This window comes from Novosphingobium mangrovi (assembly GCF_022818885.1).
GTDB lineage: Bacteria > Pseudomonadota > Alphaproteobacteria > Sphingomonadales > Sphingomonadaceae > Novosphingobium > Novosphingobium mangrovi.
The window spans coordinates 1-16,821 of sequence record NZ_JALHAT010000017.1 but is presented as its reverse complement, the minus strand read 5'-3'; the positions used below and the strand labels follow the sequence as shown (position 1 = coordinate 16,821).

The following is a 16,821-nucleotide window of genomic DNA, read 5'->3' as shown; positions in this document are numbered from 1 at the left end:
TCAGTGCACCGCGCGGCGGGCGATGGGATGGACGTTCTCGAGCCCGTAGCGGTCGAGCTTGGAGCGCAGCCCCACGCGCGAGAGGCCCAGTTCACGCGCGACCTGGCTCTTGTTCCAGCGGTGGCGGATCAGCGCATCGCGGATCATCTCGGCTTCCAGCGCCTCGACCCGCTCCTTGAGCGTACCGCTCGCCTGTCCGGCCGAACGGGCTGCGGGCGCGGGGCTCTCGGCAGGTGCCTCGTTCGTGGTCTCGACGCGCGGGGAGCCCCCTTCGCCGCCGCGCACGCGCGAGGAGAGGACATCGACATCGAGCCACTCCCCCTCGCGCCCGCGCACCACCATGCGCTGCACCTCGTTCTGGAGTTCGCGCACGTTGCCCGGCCAGGGATAGGCAACGAGCCGCGCCATGGCCGCCTCGCTCACGCCCCGGACCGGCTTGTCCATGGCCTTCGTCGCCTGGGCGAGAATGGCCTCGACAAGGACAGGCAGGTCGCAGGTGCGGTCCTTGAGGTCGGGCAGGCGCACGATCATCCCGGCAAGGCGGTAGAACAGGTCGGCGCGGAAGCGCTTGGCGCGTACTTCCTCGTCGAGGTTGCGGTTGGTCGCCGCGATCACGCGCACGTTGACCTTGCGCGTGACGGTGCCGCCCAGCGGGCGCACCTCGCCCTCCTGCAGCACGCGCAGCAACTTGACCTGAAAAGCAGCCGACACCTCGCCGATCTCGTCGAGGAAGACCGTGCCCCCATCGGCGCGCTCGAACAGGCCGATGTGGTCGGCAACCGCGCCGGTAAAGGCGCCCTTGCGGTGGCCGAAGAGCTCGCTCTCCAGCAGTTCGTCGGGCAGCGCGCCGCAGTTCTCGACCACGAAGGGCTTGTCCCAGCGGTGCGAGCCATAGTGCAGCGCGCGCGCGGCCAGTTCCTTGCCGGTCCCGGATGCGCCGAACAGAAGGACGGGCAGGTCGTACGGCGCGACATCGGCCAGCTGGCGGCAGACACCCTCCATCGGACTGCCCGGCGCGCGCACGATGCCGTCCTCGAAGCTGTAGGCGCGGCGCAGCTTGTCGCGCCTTTCTCCCACCAGCTTGTCGGCCGCTTCGGGCAGCATCTTCAATTCGATGGCCAGCAGATCGTTCTGGCGCTGGAGGTCGAACAGGCGGCAGGCGGCCTTCAGCGTCAGCAGCAGATTGTCGGGGTGCCAGGGCTTGGTGATGTACTGGAAGATGCCCGCTTCGTTGATGCCATCGATGATGTCGTGGGCATCGGTGTAGCCCGAGATGATCATGCGGATCACGTCGGGCCAGCGGGTCTTCACCTCGGTCAGGAAGTCGACCCCGGTGCGTTCGGGCATGCGCTGGTCGCACAGGATGACGTGGACGTTCTGCGCCTCCAGGTGCCGCTCGGCCGCTGCCGTACTGGCCGCGGTCAGAACCTCGAAATCGTGGTCGAGAATGCGGCGCAGCGATTCAAGCGAGCGGATTTCATCGTCAACGACAAGCACCACCGGCAGGCTGGAAACGGAATCGGGCATCAGCAGATCCTCGGCAATTGTTCGCCCGAAAGCCAGTCGACAATGCGCGTGCCTCCGATCGCGGTGGTCATGCGCACGAAGCCGGGCTCCTCGGCCGTGACCGTGCCGATCCGCGCGGCATCGGTGCCCTCGCCATGGCTGCGCATGATGGCCAGCAGCGTCTCGGCGTCGGCCTCCTCGCAGATACAGACCAGCTTGCCTTCGTTGGCGATGTGGAGCGGGTCGAGGCCCAGCAGTTCGCAGGCCGAGGCGACCTCGCCCTTCACCGGGATCGCCGCTTCCTCGATCAACACGCCCAACTGCGTTCCTTCGACCAGTTCGTTGAGCGTGGAGGAGAGCCCGCCGCGCGTCGGATCGCGCAGCAGCGCGATGCCCGGCACGGCGGCCACCATGTCGGCGACCATGTGGTGGAGCGCGGCGCTGTCCGAGGTGATCGTGGTCTCGAACTCCAGCCCCTGGCGCTGTGACATGATCGCGACGCCATGATCGCCCAGCGTGCCCGACAGGAGAATGGCCTGGCCCGCGGCAAGGCGGTCCGGTCCGATCTCGACGCCGTCCGGCACGACGCCGATGCCGGTGGTGGTGATGAAGACGCCGTCGCCCTTGCCCCGCTCGACGACCTTGGTGTCCCCGGTCGCAATGGGCACCCCGGCGCGGCGGGCGGCCTCGCCCATGGAGGCGGCGATGCGTTCGAGGTCGGCAAGCGGGAAGCCCTCCTCGATCACGAAGGCGGACGTCAGCGCAATCGGCTGCGCGCCGCCCATCGCGACATCGTTGAGCGTACCATGGACGGCGAGCGAACCGATGTCGCCGCCGGGAAAGAACAGGGGCGAGATCACGTGCCCGTCGGTCGAGACGACGATGCGCCCGTCCGGACGCTCCAGCCGCGCCGCGTCATGGCCCTGCTCCAGCAGCGGGTTCGCGAAATGGGGCGCAAAGACCGAAGCGATGAGTTCGCGTGTCGCCCGCCCGCCCCCGCCGTGGCTCATCGTCACGCGCGCGTCGGCGGGAAAGCGCTTGGCGCGGATCGGCTGCATCGCGGTCATGCGGCCTGCTCCGCCATGGCCTTGTCTTTTGCCATCTCGGCCAGCGTCTCGGCGCGGCGGTAGGTCCAGTAGGCCGCGCACGAGCCTTCGGAGCTGACCATGCAGCTGCCCATCGGGTTGTCGGGCGTACACACGTTGCCGAAGAGCTTGCAGTCCTTGGGCTTCTTTACCCCGCGCAGGATCGCGGGGCATTCGCACGACTTGACCTCGCGCGAGGTCTTGTCGCTCAAGTCAAAGCGCGCCTCGGCATCGAAGGCGGCATAGGCGGGCCGGATCGCGAGCGCGCTCTTGGCCACCATGCCAAGGCCGCGCCATTCGAAGGCCGGGCGCAGCTCGAAGATTTCGTCGACGAGGTCCTGCGCCTTGGTGTTGCCCTCGCGCGTGACGACACGCGCGTACTGGTTCTCCACCTCGACGCGGCCTTCGTTCACCTGACGGATCAGCATCAGTACCGACTGCAGGACGTCGAGCGGCTCGAACCCGGCGATGACCACCGGCTTGCGGTAGGTCTCGGAGAGGAACTCGTAGGGCTTCGAGCCGATCACGGTTGAAACGTGACTGGGCCCCAGAAACCCGTCGAGATGCACGGCCTGTTCCGGATCGATGTCGGGCGCATCGAGGATGTGGCGGATCGCTGCGGGCGTCAGGACGTGGTTGCAGAAGACCGAAAAGTTGGTGAGCCCTTCGTCGGCGGCCTGCCGGATGGCGAGCGCGGTGGGCGGGGTCGTGGTCTCGAAACCGATGCCGAGGAAAACGACCTGCCGGTCGGGGTTCTGGCGCGCGATTTCCAGCGCATCGAGCGTGGAATAGACCATGCGCACATCCGCGCCTTGCGCCTTCACACTCAGGAGCGAGCGCCGCTTCGAGCCGGGCACACGCAGCATGTCCCCGTACGAGCACAGGATCACACCGTGCCGCTCGGCCAGTTCGATGGCATCATCGAGGCGGCGGATCGGCAGGATGCATACAGGACAGCCCGGACCGTGGACGAACTGGACGTTCGCGGGCACCAGATCCTGCACGCCGTAGCGGAAGATCGCGTGGGTGTGCCCGCCGCAAAACTCCATGAAGTTGTAGCTGCGTACAGCATCAGCCTCGGCCCGGATCGCGGCGGACAGCTTCTCGGCAAGCGCGCGGTCGCGGAATTCCTCGACGTACTTCATGCAGCGTCTCCTGCGATCTCGTCCAGTTCGGCCTGGAGCAATCCGCCTTCGGCCATCATCGCCAGGGTCCGCTCGGCCTCCTCCTCGCTGATCTTGTGGAGCGCATAGCCCACGTGGAGGAGGACGTAATCGCCCACCGCGACCTCGTCGAGCAGGGCGACGGAGACCGTCTTGACCACCCCGCCCAGCGACACGGTGGCCATGTCGTCGGCAAGGACGGCGGTGACAAGAGCGGGAATGGCAAGGCACATGGCGTGAAGGTCCTATTCGGCCGCGAGCGGCGCGTTGGCAGGCAGCGTAGCCGAAGCCATCATCGCCCCGCCCTTGAGCCACTGCATCCAGGCTTCCATCCCCTCACCCGAACGTGCCGAGACGCGCAGCACGCGGGCGCGCGGATTGACCCGGCGCACGTTGGCCTCGGCCTCCTCGATATCGAAATCGAGGTGGGGCAGCAGGTCCACCTTGTTGAGGAGGACGAGGTCGGAGGCGGCGAACATGTCGGGGTACTTCAGCGGCTTGTCCTCACCCTCGGTAACCGAGAGGATCGCCACCTTGTGCGCTTCGCCAAGGTCAAAGCCCGCCGGGCAGACCAGGTTGCCGACATTCTCGATCAGCAGGACCGAGCCCTTCGCCGGCTTCAGGCTTTCCACCGCGTGGCCCACCATGTGCGCATCGAGGTGGCAGCCCTTGCCGGTGTTGACCTGGATCGCGGGAACGCCCGTTGCACGGATGCGGTCGGCATCGGCGCTGGTCTGCTGGTCGCCTTCGATCACGGCAAGATCAAGCGTATCCTTGAGGGCCTCCAGCGTCTTGCACAAAAGCGTGGTCTTGCCCGAGCCCGGCGAGGAGACGAGGTTGAGCACGAACATGCCATGTTGCGCGAACTGCGCGCGGTTGGCCTGCGCATAACCATTGTTCTTGCCCAGGATATCGGCTTCGAGCTGGATCAGACGGGTCTGGCTCATCCCCGGAACCGAGGTCCCTGCGGCGCCCTGGCCATAGTGCAGATCGCCGTGCTCACCATGGTGGTGATGGCCCCCGTGATCGTGGTGATGGCCCCCGTGATCGTGGTGATGGTCATGCGCGTGATGGTGGTCATGGTCATGGTCATGGTCATGGTCATGATGATGGTGGTGATCGTGGCCATGCGCATGGGAATGGGCCTTGCCCTCGATCCGGGTTTCCCCGTCGCTACAGCCGCACACGGTACACATCAGAAGACCTCCAGTTCACGAATGCTCAGGTTCTCGCCGCCCGTCACCTGCAGCTGGTAGCTGCCGCAGTGCGGACAGGCGTCGTAGCGCTGCGCGATCTCGACTTCGCGCGCGCAGGGCAGGCACCAGCCCTGCCCCTTGGATTGGTGTATCTCGAGCCGCGCCTCCTCGGCGAGGGACCCGCGCATCACGACATCGAAGCCAAAGCGCAGCGCCTCGACCTCGACGCCGGAGAAGGCCCCCACATCGAGCGCGACCCGCTCGACCCGGGTAAAGCCCTGGGCCCCGGCCTGCTCCTCGATGATCTGGCGGATGGATTCGCACAGCGCCATCTCGTGCATCAGAGCGCTCCTTTCGCGGCCGGAGAGGCGAAAGTGAGGCGGTACTCCATGCAGGGATCGATCGCGGCCAGAACCTCGCGCATGACCGCCTCGCGCTCTTCGCGTGGCCAGGAAAGCGTGCCATCGGCCACGGTCTGCAACCACATGCGCCCCGGCCCATAGGGCGCGAAGGCGACATCGGTGGGCGAGCGCATCTCGCACCGCGCGATACGCCCCTCGGCCACCTCGACTTCGTGAACAAGGGTTCCGCGCGCGCAGGCAATCTCCGCCCGGCCATGGCCGGACGCGTCGGACTGCGCGGCAAGGAACGCGGCATGGGGTGTACCTGCAATATGCGGCGCAGCCAGCCGGGCTAGCTCGAACAGGCGCGCGGCGTGATGGGAGGCAAGGCTTCCGGGATCGAGCTGGGCGACAAACATCTGCCGGGCACAGCGATCAACCGGACTTCCCGGCGCGGGCGCGGGATGTATCGGAACCGCGCTCGCATCGATGGCGCGCGCCAGCAGCCGCGCGGCGGGCGTTGCGCCTGCGAAGGCCCAGCGCAGCGTGGCCCCGCCGCCAGTCTGCTCGGCGAGCCACTGGCCCGGGGAGCATCCGAAGACCGCCCCCGTCAGCACCTCGTCAAGCGCCCTGGCATCTCCACCGCCCTGGGTTGCCGCCAGCAGTGCCGCGCCCGACGCGTTGTCCGGAGCCTCTTCCAGAAGTGCGGGCCAGCCCAGGAGGATATGGAGCCCGGTCTCGCGCACCGCCTCCAGGCTGACGCCATGGCGGGCCATCTCCAGCTCCGCCCCGTCAATTTCGAGGTTCTGCGCCGCTGCGAGTGCCACCCGTGACGCCAGCTGCTGGGCCTCTGCGCAGATCGTGAAAAGCCGGCCGATCATCGCGGGCATCGCGTCCGCCCGTGCGCCCGTCACCAGCCGCGCGACCGGGCCGGTGCCCGCGTAATCGATGAAGATCGGCTCGGCCGCACCCGATCCGGGCAAGGGTACGTCGATACGAAGGAAGGGCCCCTGCACCATCAGCCGCGCAGACCCTCGCCGCGCCGCAGACCGAACAGCGCGCGCCGGTCGAGATTGCGGGGCGCGTCGGTTTCCGGCTCGGAGCTCTCGACAACGCGCGCCTCGGCCTGAGCCGCCGTTTCGACTTCGGCCTCGCGTGCCTCGATAGCCGCAAGCCGCGCGTCGAGAGTGCCATCGCGCTCGGGGCGCACCATCGCGGCGCGAAATTCCTCCGAGGATCCGGACGGCCCCGCCTCATCCCCACGCGCACCTTCGGGGGCGTCGAACAGCAGGTCGAGCGAAACGTCCGCCGTCTCCACCGCGCCCTCCATGTCGGCGAACTCGAACATCGGCGAGAACAGGGAGCAGCTCCAATGCCAGCCCAGGCCAAGCTCGTGCCCCGCGATGCCCTCGTAGGTCCCCGAAGGCAGGGCGAAGGTGCGCAAACTGCCGATGCGCGGCGGGATCCCGCCGCCCGGCGAACCGGGCGCATTCACGGGAAGGAACAGGAGGTTCATGAACCAGGGCGTGACCAGAATACCGACATGGTTCTCCCCATAGCGCCGCAAGCCGCGCATCGAAACACCGAGACGGGGATTGAGTATGCCGATGTCCGCCATGCGCGTGCGCGCGATGGTCTCATAAAGCCCTTCGATCCGAGTAGAGAGATCGGAAAAAGAGAGGTCAGACATGGGGAGTTGAGCAGGGGCATCCATGAGGTCAGTCCGGAATGACCATGAAGTCGCCCTTGGCGCCGTCGCACTCCGGGCAGGTCCAGTGATCGGGCAGCGCCGCGAAGGGCGTTCCCGCCGGGATCTGCCAGTACGCGCACCCTTGCGTGGGCTCGTAGATGTGCCAGCAGATCTTGCATTCCAGCCGCGTGTCGTCGGACAGCTTGGAGGCGTCGCCGCCATAGCTGCCGGCAAAGAAATGGTCGGTGGAGGGCGGCGGAGACGCGGACATGCTCATGCGTCCGCCGGGGCGTAGATGTCGAGGATCTCGGACAGGCGCTCGACCGAATCCGCAATATCCTCGGGCGCGGCCAGCGCCACTTCAGGGATCGGGCTGATCTCGATCGAGTTGAGGATCAGGGTGTCCTGCGAATTGTAATAGCGCACCCACCAGGTGTCGCGCGTGCCGCTCGCCCGGATGCGGCAGTTGCCATAGCCGCGCGACAGGACGATCAGTTCGCCCGGCCCCAGCACGTTCTCGAGGAAAGCCAGGTCCTCCTCGGTGTGCGGCAGGAGCGAGAGATTGATGATGTGTGGCCCCCGCCCGGCCTCGCGCGCATGGGGCACGTGCTCGTTGATCTCGCTGACGAGCGCGGGCGCGTTGAAGATGTTGGGACCTGCGCTTTCAGGCAGGGCCACATGGGCCTGCGCACCTGCAAAAGCCTGCGCCAGGAGGTCCTGCGGGAAGGCGCCGATCTCGGCGTAGTCGGCGCTGCGGCGACCATCCGCGCCGGCCACACGCACGCGCCACAGCCCGGCCAGGACCGATTCCTGCGCCTGCGCATCGCCGCCTGCGACAATGGAGACCTCCCCCTCGCCCAGCAGTTGATCAACGAAGGTAAGGTCGTCCGGCGCAAGGCCCATGAGGTCGATCCGACCGCCCTCGCCCGTTGCCTCGGCGTGGCGCAGCGCGTCCAGCATCGCGCCCAGAGCGGTCAGCGCAGGGGCGTGCCCCGCCGCATCGTCCGCCTCGGGCACGTGGGCGGCAGAGAAGGTGCTCATGCCGCTGGGCATGATCATGTAATCAAGCTTGGAGCCGTCGAAGCTCTCGGGCTGGCTGCCCGGGCCGACGAGCGCACCGAGACCGGGCGCGCTCATACCAGGCACAGAAGGGAAGGATGTCATGGGATGGGGGCTCCTCAGCGGCTCTCGCCGCAACCGGCGGGCAGTTTGTAGGCAGGCGGATCGCTCGGCTCGCGTCCCAGGATCTCGGGGATTTCAATCAGGTAGTCGGACCAGTCGCGGATCCCCTCGATGGCACCGAGGTAACGCCCCTCGCGCAGGAAGACGAGCGCGGGGAAGGCGGTAAAACGGAAGCGGCGCTGAAGCGCGCGCTCGTCCTCGCGCGCGCAGACCAGCACGCGCGCATGGCCTGCCAGCGCCTTGTCGAGTTCGGGCAGGACCACGGCGACATCGTTGCTCTCGGCCAGACGGCGGTGGTCCCCGCAGAAGAACAGCAGGGCCAGCGGCGTGTCGGCCAGAACGGTGTCGAGATCGGCCTCTCCCACGATAGAGTAACCATGGCGCTGGCAGATGCCTTCCAGCAGCGGCGAGAAATCGAGTACGGGGGTCATCAGGTGGGGGCTCCGCTGCGCAGGTGTTCGGGCAATTGGGGTTCGCGGTCGATGAGGTCGGCAAAGGCCGCCTCGATATCGACCTCACCGCCGTTCATGATGGCTTCGAGCGCGCTCAGGGCATCCCGGCTGCGCAGTGCGCTCACCTCGTCCATCTTCTCGCGCGCGGCGCCAAGGAAGGTCATCAGCCATTCACCGGGGGCAACATCGCCGACGAGCAGCGTGTCGATCTCCACCCAGACATCGCCGTTGGCGCACAGCGCGCGGCCGGGCCCGGCGACCTCGACCACCTTCATGGGAATACCCAGGCACATCAGCGCGCGCCCTCCCCGCCTGCCACGTCGCCCGCATCCAGCGGCATGCGGCTGACCAGTTCGGCCATCTCGGCATCGAAGTCGGCGGGCGGCACGAAGCCTGCGCCCAGAACGCGGTCATCCCCGTGGCGCGGTGCGATCTCGGCGTCGGGACGCTCACCCTCGTAGCGTTCGAGCACCATCTCCAGGCTGCCGATGCTTTCCGCATCGCCGAGAGGAACGGTGCGGCGCTCGCCCACGATGCCAAAGCCCGCGAGGTAGTCGAGCGCCATCGCGATGGCAGGCTCGATCTTGTCCTTGACCTGCGGACGCAGCGAGCCGCCGTAGTCTTCCAGCTCGACCGGCTGCACGCCGATGAGGAGCTGGTGCGCGGGCGGATCGCCCAGCATCTCGGCCATCATCAGCACTTCCTGGAAGCCGGTCTGGTGCAAAGAGACCTTCTTGGCGCCGAGGAAGCGGGGGACTTCCTCGCCTTCCACGCGCTTCATCGTGCCCGGTTCGAGGCCGTAGTCGACAGCATCGAAGACGACGAGGATGTCGGCCTCGCGGATGTTCTGGACCAAGTAGACCCCCTGGGTGCCGCCGTCGATCAGGCGCACGTTGTCCGGGAAGGCCCAAAGGCGGTGCATGTGCTCGACCGCGCGCACGCCGAAGCCTTCGTCGGCCCACAGGAGATTACCGATGCCCAGCACCAGAACGGAAGGTGTGCTGTCAGGGGGGGATGCCATGTCTTGCCGTTTCTCCGTGGGGCTGACCGCGTGCTCCGGCTTCACCCCGACCCGATTGGAAAGTGTCTTGCCAATATGCACAGCAAAGCCTGTGCCAAGTGGCCTTTCGCCATGCAAAGGCGCAGTCCTTCGTGACGGCACGCGCCTTGCGCGCACGCGCCATGGAAAGAAACCTTCCATATCGGAAAGTTTACTTAGAAAAGTATGTTTGCACACAGAAAGGGAAGCGCCGGCGACCTGGGAGAGAGATGGGCGGAAGTTCGGCCGCCGGCGCTTCGAGGGGGAGGACGGGGCGGAGCTCAGTCCGAGGACCCGTCATCCTTGAACGTCCGCCAGCCCGAGAACATCGAGGAGATGATCGACTGGCGGCTCATGATGTCTTCCCGCACGGCGGCGTAGATGTGGACGATGACGAAGATCACGATCACCCACATGCCCATGTGGTGCCAGGTGTGGACGTCCTGACTCTGGCCGAAGAGCGGGATCACCCAACTGGTGAAGAGCGTGTGGATCACGCCCGGCCCCTCGCCCTCGCCGTAGAGCGCAAAGCCGGTCAGGATCATGAAGACGATCCCCCACACGAACAGGATATGCATGGAAATGCGCGCCAGCGGATTGTGCCCGGTGTACTTCTTGGGCGACTTCTCCATCATCGCGTACCACTTGATCTCGTGCCAGATTTCCTTCCAGTATGAAGGACGGGTCAGCGGCACGTGGAAGATTTCACGCGCATGCGCGTTGCCCACGAAGGCCCAGTAGAAGCGGAAGACGAAGCCCACGACGAGGATCTGTCCCGCGACGAAATGCGCAAAGCGGATCTTGCCGAACATGAAGTGGTCGTAGGCCTCCCCGCCGATCGCGGGCAGCGGCTTGCCGATGAGATAGCCGCTCAGGCACAGGACGAGGATCGCCAGCGCATTGATCCAGTGCCACAGGCGCACGGGCGCCTCGTAGACGTAGACCGTTTCCTCGGTATGGGGCTTGGAGGTCGTGCTCGCCATGACGCGTCCTTTCTCCTGGCTATCGCCGCTCAGCCAAAGGCCAGGGCCAGCCCCGCACCGCCGATGCCAAGGCCCGCCGCCCAGCGCCCGAGAGGCGAGGCGAAGAGGTGGCAACCGACCTTCCAGCCGATGAGGTGCAGCACGGCCGATGCGGCCAGGAACCCGGCGAAGTAGGCGGGCACAAGACCGCTCGCCTCACCGCCATGGGCATGGCCATGGGCAAGTGCGAAGAGACCGATCAGGGCAAGCCCTGCGCGGTTGCCGACGAAGGGCGCGGCGACCAGCAGCGCAGCCAGCACGACCAGCGAGCCCGCGACCACGCTCTCCAGCGCGCCGATGGCCCCGGTTGCAAGACCAAGGACGCCGCCGAGCGCAAGGCAAGCAAGGAACACGGCCGGGGCCTGCCAGGCCTGCGCGGCCTTGCGGGTCGCCGCCCAGAGGCCCACCGCCAGCATGGCGAGCAGGTGATCGAGCCCCAGGAAGGGGTGCGCGAGGCCCGCCACCAAGCCATCGCCCAGGTGCCCGGGATGCGCCAGCGCAGGGGTAGCGGCCAGACCCGTAGACAGAGCCACGGCCATTGCAGCGGTGCGCGCAGGCGAGGTGCGTTTGAACATCGTAATCTTCCTTTTCCTCAGCGCACTTTGACTTCGGCCAGTTCCTGCCCGTCAGGCCCCATCACGTGGGTCGAGCAGGCGAGGCAGGGATCGAAGCTGTGCAGCGTGCGCAGGATCTCCACCGGCTCTTCGGCGCGCTCCACCTTGGTGTCCAGCAGCGAAGCCTCGAAGGCGCCGATATTGCCCTCGTTGTCGCGCGGGGTGCCGTTCCAGGTGGTGGGAACCACGCACTGGTAGTTCTCGATCTTGCCGCCCTTGATGCGGATCCAGTGCGCCAGCGCCCCGCGCGGAGCCTCGGTAAAGCCCACACCCTTGACCTCGTCGGGCCAGGTCTTGGGATCGAACTTGGCGGTATTGGCCGTGGCCGTGTCGCCGTTCTTCACATTGGTGATGAGCTTGTCGAGGAAGTAGGCCTGCTTTTCAGCCGCCCACTGCGCTTCAAGCGCACGGGCCGCGGTGCGGCCGAGCGTCGAGAACATCGCTTCCATCGGCAGCCCCAGCGCGGAGAGGCAGCCGTCCACCTGCTCCTGAATGTCCTTGCGGCCCTGCTGATAGCCGATGATGTAACGCGCGAGCGGCCCCACTTCCATCGCGTGGCCGCGCCAGCGCGGCGCCTTGATCCACGAGTACTTGGCGCCCTCGTCGAGCTCCTCGATCCGCGTCGAGGTGCCCTTGGCCTTGGGGCCCAGCTCGTAGTGCGGCTCGGTAATGCCGTCCCAGGGGTGCAGGCCCTTGCTCTCGTCGGGGTACTTGTACCACGAGTGCGGCACGAATTCCTGGATCTGCTCAGGGTCGGTGAGGTCAACCGGGTGGATGTCGGTCAGCTTGCCGTCGACGATGGCGCCGTGCGGCATCATCAGGTTTTCCGGGCTATAGTCGTTCGCGCGGTCGGGAATATCGCCATAGGCCATCAGCGACTTGTTCGCGATGCCCCCACCATAGAGCCAGGTCTTGTAGAACTTGCCGATGGCGATAACGTCGGGAACGTAGACGTTCTTCACGAAATCGATGCACTTGTCGGTGATCTTGCGCACGTAGTTGAGCGAGGTCATGTTGACCGGCGCGCCCGCAGCCATGTCGCCATCGATGTTGATCGCGCACGGGACGCCGCCCACCAGCCAGTTGGGGTGGATGTCCTTACCCCCGAAGATCGTGCGCACGGTCATGATCTCCTTCTGGAAGTCCAGCGCCTCCAGATAGTGCGTCACGGCCATGAGATCCGCCTCGGGCGGCAGCAGGTAGGCGGGGTTGGTCCAGTAGCCGTTCTTGAAGGGACCAAGCTGGCCGCTCTCGACGAACTTCTTGAGGCGCGTCTGGATATCGCGGAAGTAGCCGGGCGAGGAGTTGGGGTGCGCGGGCGAGACCATCTGCTGGAGCTCGCTCGTCGCCTTGGGGTCGGCCTTCAGTGCATTGACCGGGTTCACCCAGTCGAGCGCGTGAAGGTGATAAAAGTGGACCAGATGATCGTGCACCTGCAGCGAGAGCTGCATGATGTTGCGGATCGAGTTCGCGTTTTCCGGGATCTCGATGCCCAGCGCATTCTCCACCGCGCGCACAGAGGTCAGCGCGTGGGTGCCCGTGCACACACCGCAGATGCGTTGGGTGAAGGCCCAGGCATCACGCGGATCGCGGCCCTTGAGGATCACTTCCAGACCGCGCCACATGGTGCCGGTGGAGACCGCGTTGCGGATCACGTTGTTGCTGTCGAGATTGACCTCGCAGCGCATGTGCCCCTCGATGCGGGTGACGGGATCGACAACGACGCGCTTGCCGGTGTTGTCGAGGGTGTAGCCGTTAGGGGTTGCCAGCGTGGCCATGCTCAGGCGTCCTCATGGGTGGTCGTGGTGTCGGCGGAGGCCGAGGAACTGCCCGAGCGGGCGCGCTTGACCGCACTCGCCGCGGCATGGGCGATCACGCCCGCGCCCACGGCAGCTGCGGCGGTACCGCCGATCTGGTCGGCGTCGGCCTCGATGCCGAAGCCCTGGATGTCGGAGAGGCGCTCGTAGAAGCTGCCCTTGTCCCAGAAGCCGTCTTCGGAGCAGCCGATGCAGCCGTGTCCGGCCTGGATCGGGAAGGAGAGGCCGCCGTTCCAGCGCACGGTCGAACAGGCGTTGTAGGTGGTCGGGCCCTTGCAGCCGACCTTGTAGAGGCAATAGCCCTTGCGCGCTCCCTCATCGTCGAATTCCTCGACGAACTGACCCGCATCGAAGTGCGGACGGCGGTAGCACTTGTCGTGAATGCGCTGGGAATAGAACATCTTGGGCCGCCCCTGATTGTCGAGCTCGGGGAAGCGCTCGAAGGTCAGGATGTAGCTGATGACACCGGTCATGACCTCGGCGATGGGCGGGCAGCCGGGCACCTTGATGATCGGCTTGTCGGCCAACCCCGGGACCTTGTGGACGGGCGTCGCCTGCGTTGGGTTGGGTCGCGCGGCCTGGACGCAGCCCCAGGAGGCACAACTGCCCCACGAAATGATCGCCTTGCAGTGATCGGCCGCGTGCTTGAGCTGTTCGAGGAAGGGCCGGCCACCGATGATACAGCTCATGCCTTCCTGGTTGAGCGGGGGGTTGCCCTCCACCGCGAGGATGAAGTTGCCGTCGTACTTCTCGATGGTCTCGGCGATGATCGCCTCGGCCTGCTCTCCCGCCGCGGCCATGATCGTGTCGTCATAGTCGAGGCTGATCATGGACAGGATCACGTCCTTGGCCAGCGGATGCGCCGAACGGATGAAGCTTTCGGAACAGCAGGTGCATTCCAGGCCGTGCAGCCACAGCACGGGAATGCGCGGCTTGGTCTCCATGGCGTGGCGGATGTCCTGGGCGTGGGCCGGGCTGAGCCCGAGCGCCGCGGCCGTCAGGCTGCAGAACTTGTTGAAGCTGCGGCGGGTGATGCCCTGCCGGCGCATCACGTCGTAGAATGTTTCGATTGCCATCCGGCTGACCTTTCCCGCGTCCGTGTCGAAATGTGCGGTTCCAATTCCAGAGAGTTAAGCAAGACTCGTGCCAAACCCGGGAAACATACAGGAAAACGAGCATCTTGCTGGGGTGACACCCCACCTCGCGGACACTCTCCTTGCACAGTGGAAAGTAACCTTCCCCACTCCAGTGAAAGCGCGCGCCCAGCGGGCATGCGAACCTTTGCAAGGCCCGCAACCCGAGCCCGCCCCTACGCAACTCTACAAGGAGGCCAGGTCACCGAACGTCCACCACGTCCGGTTATGTCCAAGTCAGATCCCGGGAAGAGCACGAGGAAGCATGAGCGGACTGGAAACCCTGCTGATCAAGGCCAAGGGCGCGGCCAAGCGCGGCGATGCTGATGCCGCGCGCGCGATCTACCATGACGTCCTCGAACGCCACCCCAACAACACCCGTGTACGCGCCGCGCTCAAGGCCCTGGATGAACCCAGCGGTACCTCGGCCCAGCGCCGCTTCGACACCCTGGTCGCGGCCTATCGCGATGGCAACATGGGCCTTGCCGTGCGCGAGGGCGAAGCGCTGGCGCGCGCCTTCCCGCATTCTCACGGTGTGCAAAACCTCTACGGCGCCGCGCTTCTCGCGTTGGGCGACAACCCGCGCGCCGAAACCGCCTTTCGCGCCGCCATCGCCGCGGACCCCAGCGCCCATGCCAGCTGCAACAACCTCGCCATCGCGCTGCGCCGTCAGGGGCGCGACGCCGAGGCGGAAGAGCTCTACCGCGAGGTCATCGCCCGTGCGCCGACCTATGCGGATGCGCGCTACAACCTGGCCAACCTGCTGGAACAGACCGGCCGCGACGAGGAAGCCGGCTACTTCTTCGCCCAGGCCCTCGCCATCGATCCCAGCTACGTCGATGCCTACTACAACCTTGGCAATCTCAACGCGAAGATGGGCCGGCGCGAGGACGCCATCGCCTGCTACGAATGGGCCATCCACCTGCGCCCCGAACACGCCGATGCCATCAACAACATGGGCGGCGAACTTCTCGCGCTCGACCGGGTGGACGCAGCCCTCGAGTGTTTCGAGAAGGCCCTCACCATCTCGCCGGACAACGGCAAGGCTCTCGTCAACCGCGGCAAGGCGCTGGTCCTGATGAACCGCCTGCCCGAGGCCGTAGCTTCATTCCGCGGTGCGCTGGCCCTAGCCCCCTCGGACGCCTCGGCGCGGCTTCAGGCGCTCTTCGAGGAAGCCCACATGTGCGATTGGCGCGCGCGCGGCGAATATGCCCTGACCCTGGGCGCAGACGTGGGCGCGGTGCAGCCTTTCGCCTCCCTGCCCTTCCGCGACGACCCCGCCCACCAGCACCAACGCTCGTGCGCCTGTGCAAAGCACGTCTATCCTGCAAGGCCCGCCAGCCTGCCCGCGCCTGATCCCAGCCGCGACGGGCGCATCCGCATCGGCTACTTCTCAGCCGACTTTCACAACCACGCCACACTCTACCTGATGAGCGGGCTCTTTCGCGAACACGACCGCAGCCGCTTCGAGGTCCATCTCTACAGCTATGGCCCGGAGCGCGAGGAGGACCATCACCGCGCCGTGCTGAAAGGCCAGGTCGATGCCTTCACCGAAATCGGCGGCCTTACCGACGAGGAGGTCATGCGCCGTGCCCGCGCGGACAACCTCGACATCGCGATCGACCTCAAGGGCTACACACGCGGCACCCGCACGCGGATGTTCGGGCACCGTCTCGCCCCCGTCCAGGTGACCCACATGGGCTATCCCGGAACGCTGGGGCACGCCTGCATGGACTATTTCGTGGCCGACGAGGTCGCCCTGCCCGAAGGCGCCGAGGCGCATTTTTCCGAAGCCATCGTGCGCCTTGCCGGAAGCTATCAGGCCAACGACAACCAGCGCGTGATCGTCCCCGACACGAAGGGGCGCGCCGGACATGGCCTGCCCGAACAGGGCTTCGTCTTCGCCAGCTTCAACCACACCTACAAGATCTCGCCCGCCGAATGGGACATCTGGATGCGCCTCCTGAGCCAGGTGGACGGCTCGGTGCTCTGGCTGCTGCGCTCGAACGAATGGGCCGAAGCGAACCTGCGGCGCGAGGCCGAGGCCCGCGGCATCGATCCGGCGCGCCTTGTCTTCGCACCTTCCCTCCCTCACGCCGAGCACCTCGGGCGGCTCGCACTGGCCGACCTCTTCCTCGACACTTTCGCGGTGAACGCGCACACGACCGCGAGCGATGCGCTCTGGGCAGGTCTCCCGGTCCTGACACTGGCCGGCCGCCAGTTCGCCGCCCGGGTCGCCGCCAGCCTGGTGACCGCCGCCGGCCTCCCCGAACTGGCGACGAGCAGTCCCGGCGAATACGAAGCCTGCGCCCTGGCTCTCGCCCAGCACCCGGAGCGCCTTGCCGCGCTGCGCCAGCGCCTCGCCGATGCGCGGATGAGCTGCGCTCTCTTCGACACCCCTGCCTACACCCGCCGCTTCGAACGCGCGCTGGAGATGATGCACCAGCGCCATCTTGATGGCGATTCTCCAGCATCATTCTTCGTGGAATAGAAGAAGACAGGAAGAAGAGTTCCGAGGGCCATCGCCCTCGGGCTCCCCGAACCAGTCGCCCTCGCCTCCCGCGCGCAGACTTAGCTCAAA

Annotated in this window: 18 protein-coding genes; 1 reads left to right on the top strand and 17 read right to left on the bottom strand. The window is 66.5% G+C overall.

Features of this window, described 5'->3' with window-relative positions:
- The 17 genes from MTR65_RS11205 to MTR65_RS11125 form a co-directional block, all read right to left on the bottom strand.
- Positions 1-1,527, bottom strand: coding sequence for a sigma-54-dependent transcriptional regulator (locus MTR65_RS11205; protein WP_243800152.1), 1,527 nt, complete (start codon positions 1,525-1,527; stop codon positions 1-3).
- Complete coding sequence (gene hypE / locus MTR65_RS11200) at positions 1,527-2,573, bottom strand: hydrogenase expression/formation protein HypE (RefSeq protein WP_243800150.1); 1,047 nt, start codon at positions 2,571-2,573, stop codon at positions 1,527-1,529. Before hypE ends, MTR65_RS11205 begins: the two co-directional genes overlap by 1 nt.
- A complete protein-coding gene (gene hypD, locus MTR65_RS11195) occupies positions 2,570-3,736 on the bottom strand; it encodes a hydrogenase formation protein HypD (RefSeq protein ID WP_243800148.1) in 1,167 nt (388 codons plus the stop codon). Before hypD ends, hypE begins: the two co-directional genes overlap by 4 nt.
- Positions 3,733-3,987 carry a HypC/HybG/HupF family hydrogenase formation chaperone gene (locus MTR65_RS11190; RefSeq protein ID WP_226632580.1) on the bottom strand — a complete coding sequence of 85 codons (255 nt, stop codon included), beginning with the start codon at positions 3,985-3,987 and terminating at the stop codon, positions 3,733-3,735. The genes hypD and MTR65_RS11190 overlap by 4 nt, the downstream gene beginning before the upstream one ends.
- 12 nt (positions 3,988-3,999) lie before the next feature.
- Positions 4,000-4,950, bottom strand: coding sequence for a hydrogenase nickel incorporation protein HypB (gene hypB / locus MTR65_RS11185; protein ID WP_243800146.1), 951 nt, complete (start codon positions 4,948-4,950; stop codon positions 4,000-4,002).
- Positions 4,950-5,291, bottom strand: a complete 342-nt coding sequence (gene hypA, locus MTR65_RS11180) for a hydrogenase maturation nickel metallochaperone HypA (protein WP_039388858.1) — start codon at positions 5,289-5,291, stop codon at positions 4,950-4,952. The genes hypB and hypA overlap by 1 nt, the downstream gene beginning before the upstream one ends.
- Positions 5,291-6,310: a hypothetical protein gene (locus MTR65_RS11175; RefSeq protein ID WP_243800143.1), complete on the bottom strand. Its 1,020-nt coding sequence runs from the start codon at positions 6,308-6,310 to the stop codon at positions 5,291-5,293. Before MTR65_RS11175 ends, hypA begins: the two co-directional genes overlap by 1 nt.
- Positions 6,310-6,981: a [NiFe]-hydrogenase assembly chaperone HybE gene (gene hybE, locus MTR65_RS11170; protein WP_243800141.1), complete on the bottom strand. Its 672-nt coding sequence runs from the start codon at positions 6,979-6,981 to the stop codon at positions 6,310-6,312. Before hybE ends, MTR65_RS11175 begins: the two co-directional genes overlap by 1 nt.
- A gap of 28 nt (positions 6,982-7,009) precedes the next feature.
- The gene (locus tag MTR65_RS11165; RefSeq protein ID WP_243800139.1) at positions 7,010-7,252 is read right to left on the bottom strand and encodes a rubredoxin; all 243 of its coding nucleotides are present in this window, start codon (positions 7,250-7,252) and stop codon (positions 7,010-7,012) included.
- 2 nt (positions 7,253-7,254) lie between these two features.
- Positions 7,255-8,145 (bottom strand): hydrogenase expression/formation protein, encoded by an 891-nt coding sequence (locus MTR65_RS11160; protein ID WP_243800137.1) that lies wholly within the window; start codon positions 8,143-8,145, stop codon positions 7,255-7,257.
- Positions 8,146-8,159: 14 nt separating this feature from the next.
- Positions 8,160-8,594, bottom strand: a complete 435-nt coding sequence (locus MTR65_RS11155) for a thioredoxin domain-containing protein (protein ID WP_243800135.1) — start codon at positions 8,592-8,594, stop codon at positions 8,160-8,162.
- Positions 8,594-8,908, bottom strand: a complete 315-nt coding sequence (locus tag MTR65_RS11150) for a HypC/HybG/HupF family hydrogenase formation chaperone (RefSeq protein ID WP_243800133.1) — start codon at positions 8,906-8,908, stop codon at positions 8,594-8,596. The genes MTR65_RS11155 and MTR65_RS11150 overlap by 1 nt, the downstream gene beginning before the upstream one ends.
- Positions 8,908-9,636 (bottom strand): HyaD/HybD family hydrogenase maturation endopeptidase, encoded by a 729-nt coding sequence (locus MTR65_RS11145; RefSeq protein ID WP_243800131.1) that lies wholly within the window; start codon positions 9,634-9,636, stop codon positions 8,908-8,910. Before MTR65_RS11145 ends, MTR65_RS11150 begins: the two co-directional genes overlap by 1 nt.
- A 299-nt stretch (positions 9,637-9,935) precedes the next feature.
- Complete coding sequence (gene cybH, locus MTR65_RS11140; protein WP_226632561.1) at positions 9,936-10,637, bottom strand: Ni/Fe-hydrogenase, b-type cytochrome subunit; 702 nt, start codon at positions 10,635-10,637, stop codon at positions 9,936-9,938.
- Positions 10,638-10,666: 29 nt separating this feature from the next.
- Complete coding sequence (locus MTR65_RS11135) at positions 10,667-11,251, bottom strand: HupE/UreJ family protein (RefSeq protein WP_243800128.1); 585 nt, start codon at positions 11,249-11,251, stop codon at positions 10,667-10,669.
- Between the two features lie 17 nt (positions 11,252-11,268).
- Positions 11,269-13,068, bottom strand: coding sequence for a nickel-dependent hydrogenase large subunit (locus tag MTR65_RS11130; protein WP_243800126.1), 1,800 nt, complete (start codon positions 13,066-13,068; stop codon positions 11,269-11,271).
- A gap of 2 nt (positions 13,069-13,070) precedes the next feature.
- Positions 13,071-14,183 (bottom strand): hydrogenase small subunit, encoded by a 1,113-nt coding sequence (locus MTR65_RS11125; protein ID WP_268739382.1) that lies wholly within the window; start codon positions 14,181-14,183, stop codon positions 13,071-13,073.
- A gap of 322 nt (positions 14,184-14,505) precedes the next feature.
- Here MTR65_RS11125 and MTR65_RS11120 point away from each other — a divergent pair, with 322 nt between their 5' ends.
- Positions 14,506-16,731, top strand: coding sequence for a tetratricopeptide repeat protein (locus MTR65_RS11120; RefSeq protein ID WP_243800124.1), 2,226 nt, complete (start codon positions 14,506-14,508; stop codon positions 16,729-16,731).
- Positions 16,732-16,821 lie beyond the last annotated feature (90 nt).